The sequence below is a fragment of the Xanthomonas boreopolis genome (assembly GCF_046529185.1).
GTDB classification, from domain to species: domain Bacteria; phylum Pseudomonadota; class Gammaproteobacteria; order Xanthomonadales; family Xanthomonadaceae; genus Pseudomonas_S; species Pseudomonas_S boreopolis.
Map to the genome: position 1 here is coordinate 527378 of NZ_CP097162.1, position 15494 is coordinate 542871.

General features: G+C 69.8%; 9 protein-coding genes and 1 riboswitch. Of the genes, 5 read left to right on the plus strand and 4 right to left on the minus strand.

The window, feature by feature from the left end; genetic code table 11:
• Nucleotides 1–357 precede the first annotated feature (357 nt).
• Nucleotides 358–3237, plus strand: coding sequence for a TonB-dependent receptor plug domain-containing protein (locus tag M3M27_RS02375; RefSeq protein WP_434027019.1), 2880 nt, complete (start codon nucleotides 358–360; stop codon nucleotides 3235–3237).
• Nucleotides 3238–3634: 397 nt separating this feature from the next.
• The gene (locus M3M27_RS02380; RefSeq protein WP_434027020.1) at nucleotides 3635–4708 is read left to right on the plus strand and encodes a 3-deoxy-7-phosphoheptulonate synthase; all 1074 of its coding nucleotides are present in this window, start codon (nucleotides 3635–3637) and stop codon (nucleotides 4706–4708) included.
• A 173-nt stretch (nucleotides 4709–4881) separates the two neighbouring features.
• Here the strand turns inward: M3M27_RS02380 and M3M27_RS02385 are convergent, their stop codons facing one another.
• Both M3M27_RS02385 and M3M27_RS02390 read right to left on the minus strand, forming a co-directional pair.
• A complete protein-coding gene (locus M3M27_RS02385) occupies nucleotides 4882–5499 on the minus strand; it encodes a trimeric intracellular cation channel family protein (protein ID WP_140725637.1) in 618 nt (205 codons plus the stop codon).
• 82 nt (nucleotides 5500–5581) lie between these two features.
• A riboswitch (glycine riboswitch) is annotated at nucleotides 5582–5672 on the minus strand.
• A 145-nt stretch (nucleotides 5673–5817) separates the two neighbouring features.
• On the minus strand, nucleotides 5818–7332 hold the full coding sequence (locus tag M3M27_RS02390) for an acetyl-CoA hydrolase/transferase family protein (protein ID WP_140725640.1): 1515 nt from the start codon (nucleotides 7330–7332) through the stop codon (nucleotides 5818–5820).
• Between the two features lie 770 nt (nucleotides 7333–8102).
• Between M3M27_RS02390 and glnE the strand changes: the two genes are divergently transcribed.
• Entirely contained in the window at nucleotides 8103–10901 is a 2799-nt protein-coding gene (glnE, locus tag M3M27_RS02395) for a bifunctional [glutamate--ammonia ligase]-adenylyl-L-tyrosine phosphorylase/[glutamate--ammonia-ligase] adenylyltransferase (RefSeq protein ID WP_434027021.1), read from the plus strand.
• Nucleotides 10902–11072: 171 nt separating this feature from the next.
• On the opposite strand, the gene M3M27_RS02400 is transcribed toward glnE, so the two are convergent.
• Complete coding sequence (locus tag M3M27_RS02400; protein WP_434027022.1) at nucleotides 11073–11633, minus strand: queuosine precursor transporter; 561 nt, start codon at nucleotides 11631–11633, stop codon at nucleotides 11073–11075.
• Between the two features lie 780 nt (nucleotides 11634–12413).
• Nucleotides 12414–13364, minus strand: a complete 951-nt coding sequence (locus M3M27_RS02405) for a mitochondrial fission ELM1 family protein (RefSeq protein ID WP_434027023.1) — start codon at nucleotides 13362–13364, stop codon at nucleotides 12414–12416.
• A gap of 116 nt (nucleotides 13365–13480) precedes the next feature.
• Between M3M27_RS02405 and M3M27_RS02410 the strand changes: the two genes are divergently transcribed.
• Both M3M27_RS02410 and M3M27_RS02415 read left to right on the plus strand, forming a co-directional pair.
• Nucleotides 13481–14071: a malonic semialdehyde reductase gene (locus tag M3M27_RS02410; protein ID WP_140725653.1), complete on the plus strand. Its 591-nt coding sequence runs from the start codon at nucleotides 13481–13483 to the stop codon at nucleotides 14069–14071.
• A 78-nt stretch (nucleotides 14072–14149) separates the two neighbouring features.
• Nucleotides 14150–14884, plus strand: coding sequence for a YceI family protein (locus M3M27_RS02415; protein ID WP_434027024.1), 735 nt, complete (start codon nucleotides 14150–14152; stop codon nucleotides 14882–14884).
• Nucleotides 14885–15494 lie beyond the last annotated feature (610 nt).

Consider the following 15494-nt stretch of genomic DNA (forward strand, 5'->3'; position numbering starts at 1 on the left):
GGGGTTTTCTTTTGCCCTGTCCGCGCCCGGCCGCGGGCCGGAACCGCCGGTCCGCCTGCGTCCGGCACGGCTGCGTCCGGGGGAGCCCGCACCACCTGCCAGCCGATGCGGACGGCGCGCTTGCCCGGGTGCGTCGCGGCCGGTCTGCCCACGCGCGCAAATCCGCGGCGTGCGCTGCATCCAGGTTTGCACGGATGCGCATGACATTCCGTTGACAACGATATCAGCGCGGACCTAGGTTCGGCCCGGGGAGCGCGGCTCGCGCAGCGGGCCAGGGGAGGCGACGCCGGCAGGCGCGCTTGCGCGACCGCGACCATATCCGCCGGCCTCGCCGGTTCTTCCGCAGGGGAACCACCCATGAAGTGCCGTAGCCACCGCCTTGCCCTCGGCGTAGCCTTCGCCATCGCCGTCCATGCCAGCGCTGTGCAGGCGCAGAGCGGCGATGCATCCGGGTCCGCCACCGACCTGGATGCCGTGACCGTCACCGGCTCGCGCATCAAGCGCGCCGAAGTCGAAGGCGCGCAGCCGGTGCTGGCGATCAGCGCCGAGCAGATCCAGCAACAGGGTTTCGCCACCGTCTACGACGCGCTGGCGAGCATGAACCAGCAGGGCTCGGTGGAGGCCGACACCCAGTGGGGCTCGCACACCCCGAACGCCTCGCCGATCAACCTGCGCGACCTTGGCCCGGGCCGCACGCTGCTGCTGGTCAACGGCCATCGCGTGGCCGACTACCCGCTGCCGTACGGCGGCGAGAGCAACTTCGCCAACTACAGCAACATCCCGTCGGCGGCGGTGGAGCGCATCGAGATCCTCACCGGCGGTGCCTCGGCGATCTACGGTTCGGACGCGGTCGCCGGCGTGATCAACGTGATCCTCAAGAAGAATTACCAGGGCGACCAGGTGCGCCTGCGCGGCGGCACCTCGACCGAAGGCGGGCGCAACGCCTTCGACGGTTCCTGGACCGGCGGCCGCACCGGCGACAACTGGAGCCTGACCTACGCCTTGCAGGGCACCCGCCGCGATCCGCTGACCGGGCGCGACCGCCCGCAGATGGACGACCAGGAGGACATGGCCTATTCGAACTGGACCGCGCAGAACCGCAAGTACGGCTTCAATCCGTTCACCGGACTGAGCCTGGTCGATGCCGACAACTCCCAGCGGCTGTCGATGCCGTCCGGCACCTGCGAACGCTTCGGCGGCGAGTTCATCGATGCGCAGCGCCTGAGCTACGACCAGAACAGCGGCGTACTGACCAACTACGGCAGCTACTGCGGCATGGCCCACGACTACCAGGACTGGCTGCTCAGCAGCGGCGGCGAGAACTATTCCGGTTATCTCTACGGCACCTGGAAGTTCAGCGAGAACACCGAGGCCTGGGCCACGCTGTCGGTGAACAAGAGCACCGGCTACTGGACCTACGACCCGCCCTACGTCTACCTCGGGCCGTTCCACGATGCCGGCAGCGACCGCTCGCTGTACGCGATCCGCCAGCTCACCCGCCGCGAAGCCGGCGGCTTCGAAGGCCTGGCGAACTACAACAAGGAACTGTCCTGGGACCTGAGCGCGGGCCTGAAGGGCGTATGGGCCGACCGCTTCGACTGGGAGTTCAGCGTCGGCCGTTCGCGCTACACCGTGGACGAGTACATCCGCACCGTCGATCTGCAGAAGGCCACCGACTGGTTCCTGGGCCCGCAACTCGGCACCACCGCCGACGGCACGCCGATCCACGACGTCGACGAGGACCGCTGGTACGCACCGCTGACCTCGGCGCAATACGGCGACCTGGTCGCCAAGTCGCACAACGCGGCCGATTCCTGGGTCAACCAGGCCAGCTTCACGCTCAGCGGCGAACTGCTGCAGGGCTGGGCCGGGCCGATCCGCTTCGCCACCGTGGCGGAGCTGGCCAAGCAGGGCTACCGGCTCAGGCCCGATCCCTGCGCCAACGAGTGCTACTACGTCGACGTGGTCGACAGCGGCGGCGGCGAACGCCTGCGTTCCTCGGCCGGGCTCGAACTGCAGGTCCCGCTGCTGGCGAGCCTGACCGCCAGCCTGGCCGGCCGCTACGACCGCTACGGTTCGTACAAGTCGTACGCCACCGACCTGGCCACCGACATCGGCAGGCAGAGCGACACCACCTGGAGCGCCGGCCTGGAGTGGCGCCCGGTCGATTCGCTGCTGTTGCGCAGTACCCTGGCGACCAGCTTCCGTGCGCCGGACATGCACTACGTGCTCGGCGAGCCCAGCTCGACCAGCCAGACCGTGATCGACCAGTACCGCTGCATTTCCTCAGGCGCCTACCTCACCGGCACCTGCAACGACGAGAACGACGACATCTACTACACCATCGACGTGAACCGCCGCGGCACGCCGGACCTCAAGTCCGAGCACGGACGTTCGTTCACCGCGGGCTTCGTCTGGGACATCGCGCAGGGCCTGTCGCTGACCGCCGACTACTACAAGATCCGCCTCGAGGACATGATCAAGGACCTCGACCGCGACGAGATCCTCAGCGCCGAGGCCGGCTGCCGCACCGGCACGACCACGAGCGGCGGCGCCTGGACCAATCCCGGCGGCGCCGAATACTGCAACACCATCGTCTCGCGCGTGATCCGCGATGCCGACGGCCGGATCGTCGGCATCGAGCGCGGCCCCATCAACCTGGCGCAGGCCGAGACCTCGGGCGTGGACGTCTCGCTGAAGTACCGGCTCGACACCGCGGCCTGGGGCAACTGGCAGTTCTCGCTCGACTACAACAACCTGATCTCCTACTACGAGCAGATCTACCGCACCGACGAGAACAAGAACAAGCGCGACGAGAAGGTGCGCAGCAAGGTGCGCGCGAGCGCGCACTGGGAGAACGGCGGCCCGTGGGATTTCACCGTCTACGCCAAGCGCTTCGGCTCCACGCGCGCGGTCAACTGGGGCACCTGCCGCCGCTTCGACGACGGCTACCAGCCGGCGGCCGGCGACGATTGCCTGGTCACCGACAGCGCCAGCTCGCACTACGGCGAGTCGACCTCGCACTACTACGGCCGGGTCGGGCCGGCGTGGTACTGGAACCTCAGCGGCGGCTACCGCATCACCCCGCGCATGAAGGTCAATTTCTACGTCAACAACGTGTTCAACAACGTGGGCTACAAGCACAAGGAGGCGTACTACGGCTACGCGTTCTTCAACACCACGCTGTTCGACTCGATCGGGCGTGAAATCGCGGCGGAATACGTGTTCGATTTCTGAACGAAGACCCCTGTGGGAGCGGCTTCAGCCGGAGTTTTTATGCAGATCCCTCTGCAACAGCCTGCGCATCCGTGTGCAGGGGTTCAAATGGGAAAGCTCCATCGCGGCTGAAGCCGCTCCCACAAAGGCCGCTCCTGCAGGCAGGCTGCGGCCTTCGTTGCCGATGAAACAGTGGCAATGGCGAAAAAGCCGTGCTATCAATACATCCCATGAACGCAAGCCGTGCCCGCTTTTACTTTTGGTACTACTTTCCGAAGCCGCTGGCGGAGGAAGGATTGCGCTCACCCTGAAGAAAGAAGCTTCAGACGCATCCCGAAAGCCGCCAGCGCAACTGGCGGCTTTTTTGTTGCCGCCATCGCCCTGGGGCACACCGCCAAACCTCACCGAGCCAGACGCCATGCCCCCACATACCGATGACCTCCGCATCCGCAAGATCGAACCGCTGACGCCGCCGGCGCAGCTGCTGTCCCTGCTGCCCTGCGACGAGCGCGCCTCGCAGACCGTGTCCGCCTCGCGCGCGGCGCTGCACGAGATCCTGCACGGCCGCGACGACCGCCTGGCCGTGGTGATCGGCCCGTGCTCGATCCACGACCCGGTCGCGGCGATGGAGTACGCCCAGCGCCTGCGCCCGCTGCGCGAAACGCTCGGCGACGCGCTGGAGATCGTGATGCGCGTGTACTTCGAGAAGCCGCGCACCACCATCGGCTGGAAGGGCCTGATCAACGATCCCGACCTCGACGGCAGCTTCCAGATCAACAAGGGCCTGCGCCTCGCGCGCGGCCTGCTGCGCGACATCAACCACCTCGGCCTGCCGGCCGGCGTGGAGTTCCTCGACATCATCTCGCCGCAGTACATCGCCGACCTGGTGGCCTGGGGCGCGATCGGCGCGCGCACCACCGAGAGCCAGGTGCACCGCGAGATGGCCTCCGGGCTGTCGTGCCCGGTCGGCTTCAAGAACGGCACCGGCGGCGACGTGAAGATCTCGGTGGACGCGGTGGGCGCGGCCTCGCACCCGCACCATTTCCTGGCCGTGACCAAGGACGGGCAGACCGCGGTCGCGGCCACCGAGGGCAACCCGGACTGCCACGTGATCCTGCGCGGCGGCAAGCAGCCGAACTACGATGCCGACAGCGTCGCCGCGGCCGCGCAGGTACTGCAGAAGAACGGGCTGCCGGCGCGGCTGATGATCGATGCCAGCCACGCCAACAGCGGCAAGAACCCGGACAACCAGCCCAAGGTGGTCGAGGACATCGCCCGGCAGCTGGAGCAGGGCCAGGACGCGATCATCGGCGTGATGGTGGAAAGCCACCTGGTCGGCGGCCGCCAGGACCTGGTCCCCGGCTGTGCGCTGACCTACGGCCAGAGCATCACCGACGGCTGCATCGACTGGGACACCTCGGTGCAGGTGCTGGAACGGCTGGCCGAAGCGGTGCGCGCCCGCCGCCGCCGCGCGCTGTCCGCTGCGGCCTGAGCCGGCGCCAAGGGCCGGGCAGGGGGTCCCTGCCCGGCGCGGACACGGCCGTCCGGTCCGGCGCGGCGGGAGGCGGAGAGAGTGGACCCGTCATCGCCGGACGGGATCGATGCTGCGCCCCGCATGTGGCCGCGCTTTGCCGGCCGGTGGGCGGCGCCGGCATCCGGTGCCGCTCAGTGCGGATCGTCGCGATAGACGAACTTGGGCATCTCCCAGCCGAACCGCAGTGCCGCCAGCCGCAACAGGAAGCCGCCGCCGAGGCAGGCCAGGGTGGTCGTGGCCTCGGGCAGGCCGGCCGCCAGCAACAGCAGGTAGGCCGCGCCGGTCAGCAGCGCCACTCCCGCGTACAGCTCGCGCTGGAAGATCAGCGGCACCTCGTTGCAGAGCACGTCGCGCAGCACGCCGCCGAACGCGCCGGTGAGCAGGCCGGCGATCACCACGATCGCAGGGTGGTGGCCGGCCCCGCGCGCGATCGCGCAGCCGATCAGGGTGAAGGCGACCAGCCCGAGCCCGTCCAGGACCAGGAAGGTGCGGCGGAAATGGTGCATCCAGCGCGCCAGCCAGGTCGCCACCAGCGCCGCGCCGATGGTGAAGCCGAGGTATTCGGGATGGCGCACCCAGCCCAGCGGATAGTGGCCCAGCACCACGTCGCGCAGCGAGCCGCCGCCGAGCGCTGTGACGCAGGCGATGATGACCACGCCGAACAGGTCCATGCGCCGGCGCCCGGCGGCGAGCGCGCCGGTCATGGCTTCGGCGCTGATGGCGATGAGGTAGATGATCTGCAGCAACATGCGAAAGGCTCCGGTCGGGGCGTGGACCGGCGCACGCGCGAACGCGCCATGGCGGCCATGGCGCGTTCGGGTGACCGGTTGCCGCTCCCGCTGTCCTTTTGCCTGAGAGTTCGGCGGCGTGGCCGCGTGCCCCTTCGGCGGGCCATCGAAGGCCTCTCTCCAGATCGGCTGTGGGTGGACGCAGTGGATGCCGGCGGGGGCCGGCGGGCCTGAGCGATTATGGGAGCCTGCGCCTTCGGCGGGAGCCTGGCGGCTCCGCTCTCCTGCGTTCCAGGCGAATTGTAGGCGCCCGCCGCCGCCTGCGGAACCGGCGCGCGTTCAGCCGCGCATCGTGCCGGTGTCGAGCCAGCGCTGGTGCCAGGACAGCGCCTCCGGCAACAGGTGCGGCGTGTGCTTGCCGTAGCTGCCGCGGCAGGCGCGGTCGAAGTAGTCCTGCAACGCGTCGCGGTAGTCCGGGTGCGCGCAGCGGTCGATCACCACCTGCGCGCGGCGCCTCGGCGGCAGCCCGCGCAGGTCGGCCAGGCCCTGCTCGGTGACGACGATCGACACGTCATGCTCGGTGTGGTCGACGTGGCTGACCATCGGCACGATCGCCGAGATGGTGCCGTTCTTGGCGGTGGACGGGCTCAGGAAGGTCGACAGGAACCCGTTGCGGGCGAAGTCGCCCGAGCCTCCGATGCCGTTCATGATCCGCGAGCCCATGACGTGGGTGGAGTTGACGTTGCCGTACAGGTCGGCCTCGATCATGCCGTTCATGCCGATGCAGCCCAGGCGCCGCACCAGCTCGGGATGGTTGGAGATCTCCTGCGTGCGCATGACGATGCGCTCGCGGTAGAAGTCGATGTCGCGCTTGAACGCCTCGTTCGCCTCCGGGCTCAGCGCGAAGCCGGTGCACGAGGCATAGCGCAGCACGCCGGACTTGAGCAGGGCGAGCATGCCGTCCTGGATGACCTCGGTGAACGCCTCCAGGTCGCGGAAGCCGCTCTCGGCCAGGCCGGCCAGCACCGCGTTGGGGATGTTGCCCACGCCAGACTGCAGCGGCAGCAGGTTGGCCGGCAGCCGGCCCTTGGCGACCTCGTGCTTGAGGAACTCGATCAGGTGCCCGGCGATCCGCCGGCTGGTCTCGTCGGCCGGCGTGAACGGGCTGTTGCGGTCCGGGCCGTGCGTGCGCACCACCGCGACGATCTTGTCCGGGTCGCAGCGCAAGGTGGCCTGGCCGATGCGGTCGTCGCCGCGCACCAGGGGGATCGGCTTGCGGTGCGGCGGCAGCGCGGTGCCGTAGTAGATGTCGTGCATCCCCTCGATCGCGGCGGGCTGCCAGCTGTTGACCTCGACGATCACCTTCCTGGCCAGGTCCAGCCAGGTCTTGTTGTTGCCGACCGAGGTCGAAGGCACCAGCGTGCCGTCCTCGCGGATCGCCGCGGCCTCCACCACCGCGGTGTCGATCTCGCCGTAGAAGCCGAACCACACGTGCTGGGCGACGTGGCTGAGGTGGATGTCGATGTAGTCCAGCGTGCCGGCGTTGATGCGGTTGCGCGCGTCCGGGTCGCTCTGGAACGGCATCCTCATCGCGATGCCCTCGGCCTTGGCCAGCGCGCCGTCCAGCTCCGGCGCGGTCGAGGCGCCGGTCATCAGCTTGATCTGGAACGCCTGCCCGGCCTGGTGCGCCGCCTCGATCCGCCGTGCCAGCGCCATCGGCACCGCCTTGGGGTAGCCCGAACCGGTGAAGCCGCTCATGGCGACGGTTTCGCCAGGCTGGATCAACGCGGCGGCGGCTTCGGCGGAGACGATGCGATCACGCAGGCGCGGATCGAGGATGCGTTCGTCGGACATGGCGACAGCGGAAAACGTGGGGGTGGCCATTATCGCCCCCGCATCGCGCGTGCAGGCTTCTACCTTCGTGGAATGGCGATGCGTCCGGCGATGTGGCCGATGGTCTGCGCTCCGCGCCTTCGGCGCGCGGCAGGCATCGATCCCGTCATCGCGCTCTCCGTGGGCGCATCGCGTCGAAGGACATCGAGCTGCATGCACGCGGCGATGCGCGCACGCGATTGGCGCGTGCAACGGATCGCGTGCACGTGTGCTTCCGCCATGGATTGCCGGTGCGGCAAAGCGATGTGCAGGCGTCGCGGCTGCGCCGCGTTCGGCGCCTCGCGAGCGTTGGGTGCATCGCCACCGGATGCGGCGGTCCCGCACGCGTCCGGCGGCAGGCGCCGGGAAGGCGCCAAAGGCCGGCCAAATGTACCGGCCGGTATTGTTTTGCACTGCAGCGTGCATCCCGAAATTTTTGTGCGCACTATGGCCCCCGCATCCCGACGTGGGGGAGGGAGCAAGGCCCGCTGGCAGTTCGCTGCAAGCGGGCTTTTTATTGCCCGTTCGTTGCCTGCTAGGCCTGCACTGTGGGCCTGGCCTCGCGGCCGCGGAGTGAAGGACGCGTGCCGGCACCGCTTCGTCTCGGCGGCCCGCGCAGATTGCTGAAGTTTTCAGCACCGAGGCCCGTGGCCGCCCGGTGGTCGCATCAGTCCGGCCCGCGCCAGCACGTCGCTGTGCGGATGCGGCCCTGTATCGGCCGGGATGGCCCGCATGGATGTCAGAATCCGCGCATGCCGTTCGAAACCGATTCCCTGCAAACCCTCGTCGATCGCCACTGCGCCCGCATCCGCCAGGCCGCCGCCGAATGGCCCGCGCGCGCGGGCTTCGACGACGACCTGGCCCGCGTCGTGCTCGCCAGCGATTTCGTCGCCGATACGCTGGCCAGGCAGCCCGCATTGCTGGCGCACTTCGCCGGTCCCGATCCGGCGCCGTTGCCGCTGCCCGCGCTCGATCCCGAACAACCCGCGCAATGGCAGGCGCAGTTGCGCCGCCATCGCACCGCCGAATCGGCGCGGCTGGCCTGGCGCGACGTGCTCGGGCTGGACACGGTCGAGGCCACGCTGGCCGGCGCCACGCGCCTGGCCGAGGACTGCCTGCAACTGGCGCTGGCCGCGCTGGAGCGGCAATTCGCGCAGCGCCATGGCCATGTCGTCGCCGCCGACGGCAGCGTGCAGCGGCTGGTGGTGTTCGGGCTCGGCAAGCTCGGCGGCGGCGAACTGAACTTCTCCTCGGACGTCGACCTGGTCTACGCCTATCCGCAAGGCGGCGAGTCCGACGGCGCGCGCCCGCTGGCCGCGGAGGAATACTTCGCCCGGCTGGGCCAGCAACTGGCGCGCCTGCTCGACGAAACCACGGTGGATGGGTTCTGCCACCGCGTGGACCTGCGCCTGCGCCCGTTCGGCAGCGCCGGGCGCGTGGCGCTGTCGTTCGCCGCGATGGACCAGTACTTCCAGCGCGAGGGCCGCGACTGGGAGCGCTATGCCTGGATCAAGGCGCGCGCAGTGGCCGGCGACGTCGAGGCCGGCGAGGCGTGGCTGCAGGCGCTGCGCCCGTTCGTCTACCGCCGTTACCTCGATTTCACCGCGCTCGACGGCCTGCGCGAGATGAAGGCGGCGATCACCGCCGAGGTCGCGCGCCACGACCGGCTCGACGACATCAAGCGCGGGCCCGGCGGCATCCGCGAGATCGAGTTCCTGGTGCAGGCCTTGCAGCTGATCCGCGGCGGGCGCGAGCCGGCGTTGCGCGAGCGGCGCCTGCTGCCGGCGTTGGCGGCCTTGGTCGCGCTGGGCCAGGTCGAGCCGGCCGAGGGCGAGGCGCTGGCCGGGGCCTACCGCTTCCTGCGGCGCGTGGAGAACCGCCTGCAGATGCTGCGCGACGCGCAGACGCATGCCTTGCCGGTGGACGCGCTGGATCGCGAACGCATCGCACGCGGCCTGGGATTCGCGGGCTGGGACGCGCTGTTCGCGGCGTTGCAGGCGCAGCGCGACCGGGTGGCGGCGGAGTTCGCCGAGCTGCTGGCGCCGCGCCGCCGTTCCGCGGCACCCGATGCGCTGGCGATCTACTGGCGCGGCCTGGCGCAGGCCGGCGATGCCGCGCAGCTGCAGGCGCTCGGCTTCGCCGATGCCGCCGGCGCGGACCAGTCGCTGCGCGACTTCGCGCAGTCGCAAGGCGTGCGCGCGCTGTCCGACGCCGCGCGCACGCGCCTGGACCGGGTGATGCCGGCGCTGCTCGGCGCCGTGGCGCACTCGGCGCAACCCGATGCCGCGTTGCGGCGCGTGCTCGGCCTGCTGCAAGCGGTGCTGCGCCGGACCAGCTACCTGGCCCTGCTCGACGAGCAGCCCACCGCGCTGGCCCGGCTGGTCGACGTGCTCTCGCGCAGCGCGTTGCTGTCCGAGCGCCTGGCGGCCTATCCGCTGCTGCTCGACGAACTGCTCGATACGCGCATCTCCGGGCCGATACCCGGGGCGCAGGCCATCCACGCACTGTGCGCGGAAACGCTCGCCATCGACGATCCCGAGGCGGCTTTGCGCGAACTCAACGAGCGCCGGCTCGCGCTCAGCTTCCGCATCGCATTGGCCACGCTCGACGGCCGCCAGCCGGGCCTGGACAGCACGCGCCAGCTGGCGTGGCTGGCCGATGCGGTGGTCGCCACGGTGCTGGCGATGGCGCGGCGCCAACTGGTCGAGATGCACGGCGAGGTGCCGGGCGGCGCGTTCGCGATCCTCGGCTACGGCAGCCTGGGCGGCAGCGAACTGGGTTTCGGCTCGGACCTGGACCTGGTGTTCCTGTACGACCACGCGGCCGGCGTCGAGGCCTCCGACGGCGCGCGCCCGTTGGAGACCGGCCGCTGGTTCGCGCGCCTGGCGCAGAAGGTGATGGCGCTGCTCGGCGCCGAGACCGGCGCCGGCCGCCTGTACGACATCGACGTGCGGCTGCGCCCGGACGGCGGCAAGGGCGCGTTGGTGTCCTCGCTGGCCAGCTATCGCGAGTACCAGCGCGAGCGGGCATGGACGTGGGAACACCAGGCGCTGGTGCGCGCGCGCGGCGTCGCCGGCGACCCTGCGTTGCTGGCGGCGTTCGAGCAGGCGCGCGGCGACATCCTGGCGCGCGTGCGCGAGCCCGGCGCGCTGCGCGGGGACGTGGTGAAGATGCGCGGGCGCATGCGCGCCGAGCTGGACCGCAGCGACGCGGCGCGCTTCGATCTCAAGCAGGGCGCGGGAGGATTGGTCGACCTGGAGTTCGTGCTGCAGGCCGGCGTCCTGCTGGAAGCGCACCGCCACGCCGGGCTGCTCGAACCGCGCGATACGCCGGCCTTGATCGACGCGCTCGCCGCCGCCGGCTGGCTGCCGGCAGAGCGCGCCGCGGCGCTGCACGCCGCGCACGCCGCACTGCTCGATGCGGGCCTGGCCTGCACGCTGGACCGGCGCCCGCGCCTGACCGCGCCCACGGTGGCGATCGCGCAGGCGCGCAGGACGATCGCCGGCATCGCGCAGGCACAGGACCTGCCGTTTCCGGCCGGCAAGGACTGAGCAGTACCTGCACAATCGGACATGCCGAATGCAGGGGCGGCTTTTGTGGGAGCGGCTTCAGCCGCGACGGGGCTTTCCCTTTGAATCCGCGCACATGGATGTGCGCTGCTCTTGCGAGGGATTCGCGCAAAAGCCCCGTCGCGGCTGAAGCCGCTCCCACAAAGGCCGCTCCTACGGCAGCGGAGGCGCCGATGCGCGCCGGCGCAGCAGCGCGCGGAACGGCGCGAGCAGGAACAGGCCCATGCCCAGCTTCACCATCAGGTCGCCGGTGGCCCAGCTGATCCACGGCAGGCCGGCGCCTGCGAAGGCGATCGACCAGAAGATCGCCGTGTCAAGCGTCGCGCTGCACAGCGTGGACACCGCCGGCGCACGCCACCAGTTGCCCGCGCGCAGGCGATGGAACACCGCGATGTCGAGCAGCTGCGAGCAGATGAAGGCGCTGCACGACGCGGCGGCGATGCGCGGCGTCGCCGCCCAGATCGACAGCACCACGGCGACCACGAAGCCGAACCAGGCCACGCGGCGCGCGACGCGCGGGCCGAAGCGCAGGTTGATCACGTCGCTGACGAGGAATGCGGCGGGATAGGTGAAGGCGCCCCAGGTCAGCCAGTCGTTGATCGGGTACTGCACGAGCACGTTCGACAGCAGCACCACGGCGCCCATCGCGAGGATCGCGAGCAGCAGGGCGCGGATGGTGGGCGAGGCGAAGGTGGGAGTGGGGCCGGGGGGCATGGTGCGGGGAGGGGGGGAAGGGCGCGGATTATCGCTGTTGGGGTGGGTGGGGGCCAGCGACGTCCATGCTGTACGCCCTGTTCGCGCGATCTCGCTATCGCCGCCCCGCGAAAGCGGGGGCGAAGAGCCTCTGCTGGCGAGCCGCGGGCTCACGCGGTACTGAGCGCCACCGGGCTATGCCCGATGGCCGGGGATCGAAGATCCAGGGACTTCGACTTTGCTTCTGGCTTTCAGGGCATTTGGCAATAAAGGCGAAGCTTTCGCCTGGCGGCGAGTTACCTTTCTTTGCTTGTGCACGTGCGCCGCACGGCAAAGCCGCCTGAGGGCGCGGCACAAGGATGTGCCGCGTAAAGAAAAGTAGCCCGAGGAAGCGCTCGCAGCAGCCGAGCGGCTGATCAAGCACCCCCGCCTGCGCGCCCGCAGTTGCGCTGCGAGTCCGCGGAGCCAATGGAATTTTCGGACGCGATTCGACCGCTGCGCGGTCGAGCCCGGGGCATTCGCCGGGCGGCGAATGCCCGCCCGCCGAGACGAGGCAGTGCTTCGCCTTTTTCCGGCGAGCCCATGTGCGCCGCCCTTCGGGTGTTTCCCCATGTCTCCGCCATTAAGAAGGACGCGCACCGCAGTGACACGCGTAGGCCGTAGAGGTTGGCGCGCCGCTGCGCGAGGAAGCGTTGTCCAATCCAGAGCAATAGCAGTTACTGCGCATGTGACCCGTCCAGGGAAAACCACCGGCAGCCGGTCATCGATTCCGTCCCAAGAGCACCGCTTCCCTGCCCGCAACTACCCCAGCAATCTTTCCCGCACCAGCGCCGCGATGCGGGCGGTTTCGCGCAGGGGGATGCGTTCGCCGGTGTCCAGCAGCGTTTCCAGCGGGGCGAGCCGGTCGCGCGCTTGCAAGGCCTCGATCAGGTTGCGCAGGCGTCCTTGCGCGCGTCCGGCGAAGGCCACGGCGACCGGGGCCTTCGTGGCGCAGGCTTCCGACAGCAGGTTGCTGGAATCGGCGGTGCATGCGATCGCGTCGGCCCAGCCGAGCAGGCCGGGGTAGGGGTTGGGGCCGTCGTCCTCGTTGCGCCAGAGCACGCCCGGCAGGTCGCGCAGCCGGGCCTGCAGGGCCAGGGCGACATCCGGCGGGGTGCGGCGCGAGATCGTCGCCAGCACGCTGCCGCCGGCGCGGAGCAGGGCGTGCAGCGTGTCCAGCAGCGCGGCCAGGTCGGCGACCGTCCACGGCACCTGCCGGGTCGGTCCGCCGACCAGCAGGGCCACGCGCGGGCCGGGCAGGGCGCCGAGGGCGGGGAAGGCGGCGCGGCCGGCCGCGAGCCAGGGGTCGTCCACCGGATGCAGGCTGCCGAGCAGGGTCAGTACGTTGCCGCCGCGCAGCGCGTCGTGTTCCGGTACCACCACCAGGTCCCAGTGGCGCGGGGCCAGGCGCGGGTCCAGGATCTGCACTGCCTGGCTGCCGCGGGCCCGGAGCAGCCGGGTCGCCAGCGCTGCCTGGCGGCCGCAGCCGATCGCGATCGCCGGCGGAGCCTGCAATCGCCCGGCGAAGCCCGGCCCGAACGCAGCCCGGTCGCCGGGCAGGCGCCGCGGCGCGCACCAGCGCCAGGGCGCGCGCGGGGCCAGCTCGACCGCGTCCCAGGCCGCGGGCCGCAGCGCGGCCGCCAGCGCCGCGGCCTGGCGGGCGTTGCCGGCGCGTCCGTCGCTGACCGCCCAGCAGGCGTCCGATCGTTTCACATCCGACATAGATTTGTTGCAGCCATGGGCGTGTGTGATGGCAATCTTGCCACTCTACACTGCCCCTTCTTTGCGGACGGCACAGGCCTTCCGCACCCGATACACGAGGAGACTTCATGTCGGACGTGCTCGACGCCGCCGCGCTGGACCAGTTGTTCCGTACCGCCCGTACCCAGAACGCCTTTCTCGACAAGCCGGTCGAGGACAGCCAGCTGCATGCGTTGTACGAGCTGCTGAAGTGGGGGCCGACCTCGGCCAACATGACCCCCGCGCGCTTCGTCTTCGTGAAGTCGAGGGAAGCCAAGCAGAAGCTGGCGCCGGCGCTGTCGGAGGGCAACTACGCCAAGACCATGGCGGCGCCGGTGACGGTGATCGTCGGCTACGACCAGGATTTCCACGAGAAGCTGCCGTACCTGTTCCCGCACGCCGATGCGAAGAGCTGGTTCGACGGTCCGCGCGAACAGCGCTACGAGGCCGCGCTGCGCAACGGCTCCCTGCAGGGCGCCTACCTGATCCTGGCCGCGCGCGCGCTCGGCCTGGATGCCGGGCCGATGTCCGGCTTCGACAACGCCAAGGTCGATGCCGCGTTCTTCGCCGGCACGGCGATCAAGTCCAACTTCCTCGTCAACCTCGGCTATGGTGATCCGGCCGGTGTCTACCCGCGCCTGCCGCGCCTGGGTTTCGACGAGGCTGCCCGCATCGAGTGATGCGGGCGCCTTCGCGGTTCCTCGTCCATCCGTAGTCCCCCGTTCCTCGCTTCCCACCCTTTCCGGAGAACCACCTGCATGAACACCGCGCAGAAGCTGTTGCTCCCGCTGGCCCTGACCCTGGCCATCGCCGCCTGCTCCAAGCCGGCCGACCAGGCCGCCGCCCCGGCCCAGGACGCGCCTGCCGCCGCCGAGGCCGCCGCGCCGGCCACCGCCCCGGCCGCGGACGCCGCCGCGGCAGCGCCTGCCGCCGAGGCGATCAAGGCGGTCTCGGGCACCTACGCGCTCGATCCGACCCACACCGACGTGCTGGTGCAGTGGAGCCACTTCGGCTTCTCCAAGCCCAGCGCGCATTTCGGCATCAGCGAGGGCAAGCTGGTCTACGACGCCGACGACGTGAGCAAGTCCAGCGTCGAGGTCACCCTGCCGCTGAGCGCGCTCGACAGCTTCGTGCCCAAGCTGGACGAGCACCTGAAGGGTGCGGACTTCTTCGATGCGGCCAAGTTCCCGAACGCCACCTTCAAGAGCACGCAGGTGGAGTCGGCCGGGCCGAACAAGCTGCGCGTCACCGGCGACCTGACCGTCAAGGACCAGACCAAGCCGGTCGTGCTGGACGTGACGCTGAACGGCGCCGGCGAGCATCCGATGCTGAAGAAGCAGGCGATCGGTTTCAGCGCCACCGGCACGATCAAGCGCACCGATTTCGGCGTGGGCAATTACGCGCCGAACGTGAGCGACGATGTGCAGTTGAGCATCACGACGGAGGGTGCGCTCGCGGATGCGGCGGCTCCGGCGGCGGAAGAGAAGAAGTAAGCGTCGCTGCTGTTCTTTTGCGATGTGAGAAGGCCCGCCGTTTGGCGGGCCTTCTTCGTTCATGGGGTGGTGTTATTCGGGAAGGTGTGGAGGCGTGGAGGTGTGTGAGATGTAGTCCACGTAATCTCACCGTTTCACGCCATCTCTCTATCGTCATTCCCGCGAAGGTGGGAAGCGCTGTTCAGCAGCCGAACGGCTGATCATCCAGGGACATTGCTTTTGGTTCTTTGGGCCTTTGGCAATAAAGGCCAAAGCTTTCGCCTTTGGCGAGTCACTTTTCTTTGCTTGTGCACGCGCGCCGCAGGAGCGGCGCCGCACGGCGAAGCCGGCCCGAAGGGTGCGGCACAGGGATGTGCCGCGTAAAGAAAGGTAACCCAAAGAAGCGCTTCACAGCAGCCGAAGCGCTTCACAACAGCCGAATGGCTGGTCATGGCTGATCAAGCACACCCCGCCTTCGCGCCCGCAGCTGCGCTGCGGGTCCGCGGAGCCAATGGGATTTTCGGACGCGACCTCCTGTCGCGGCCGAAAACGGCGCACTCGTCCGCTACGCGGCCGAGTCCGGGGCATTCGCCGCGCGGCGAATGCCCGCCCGCCGGGGCGAAGCAGTGCT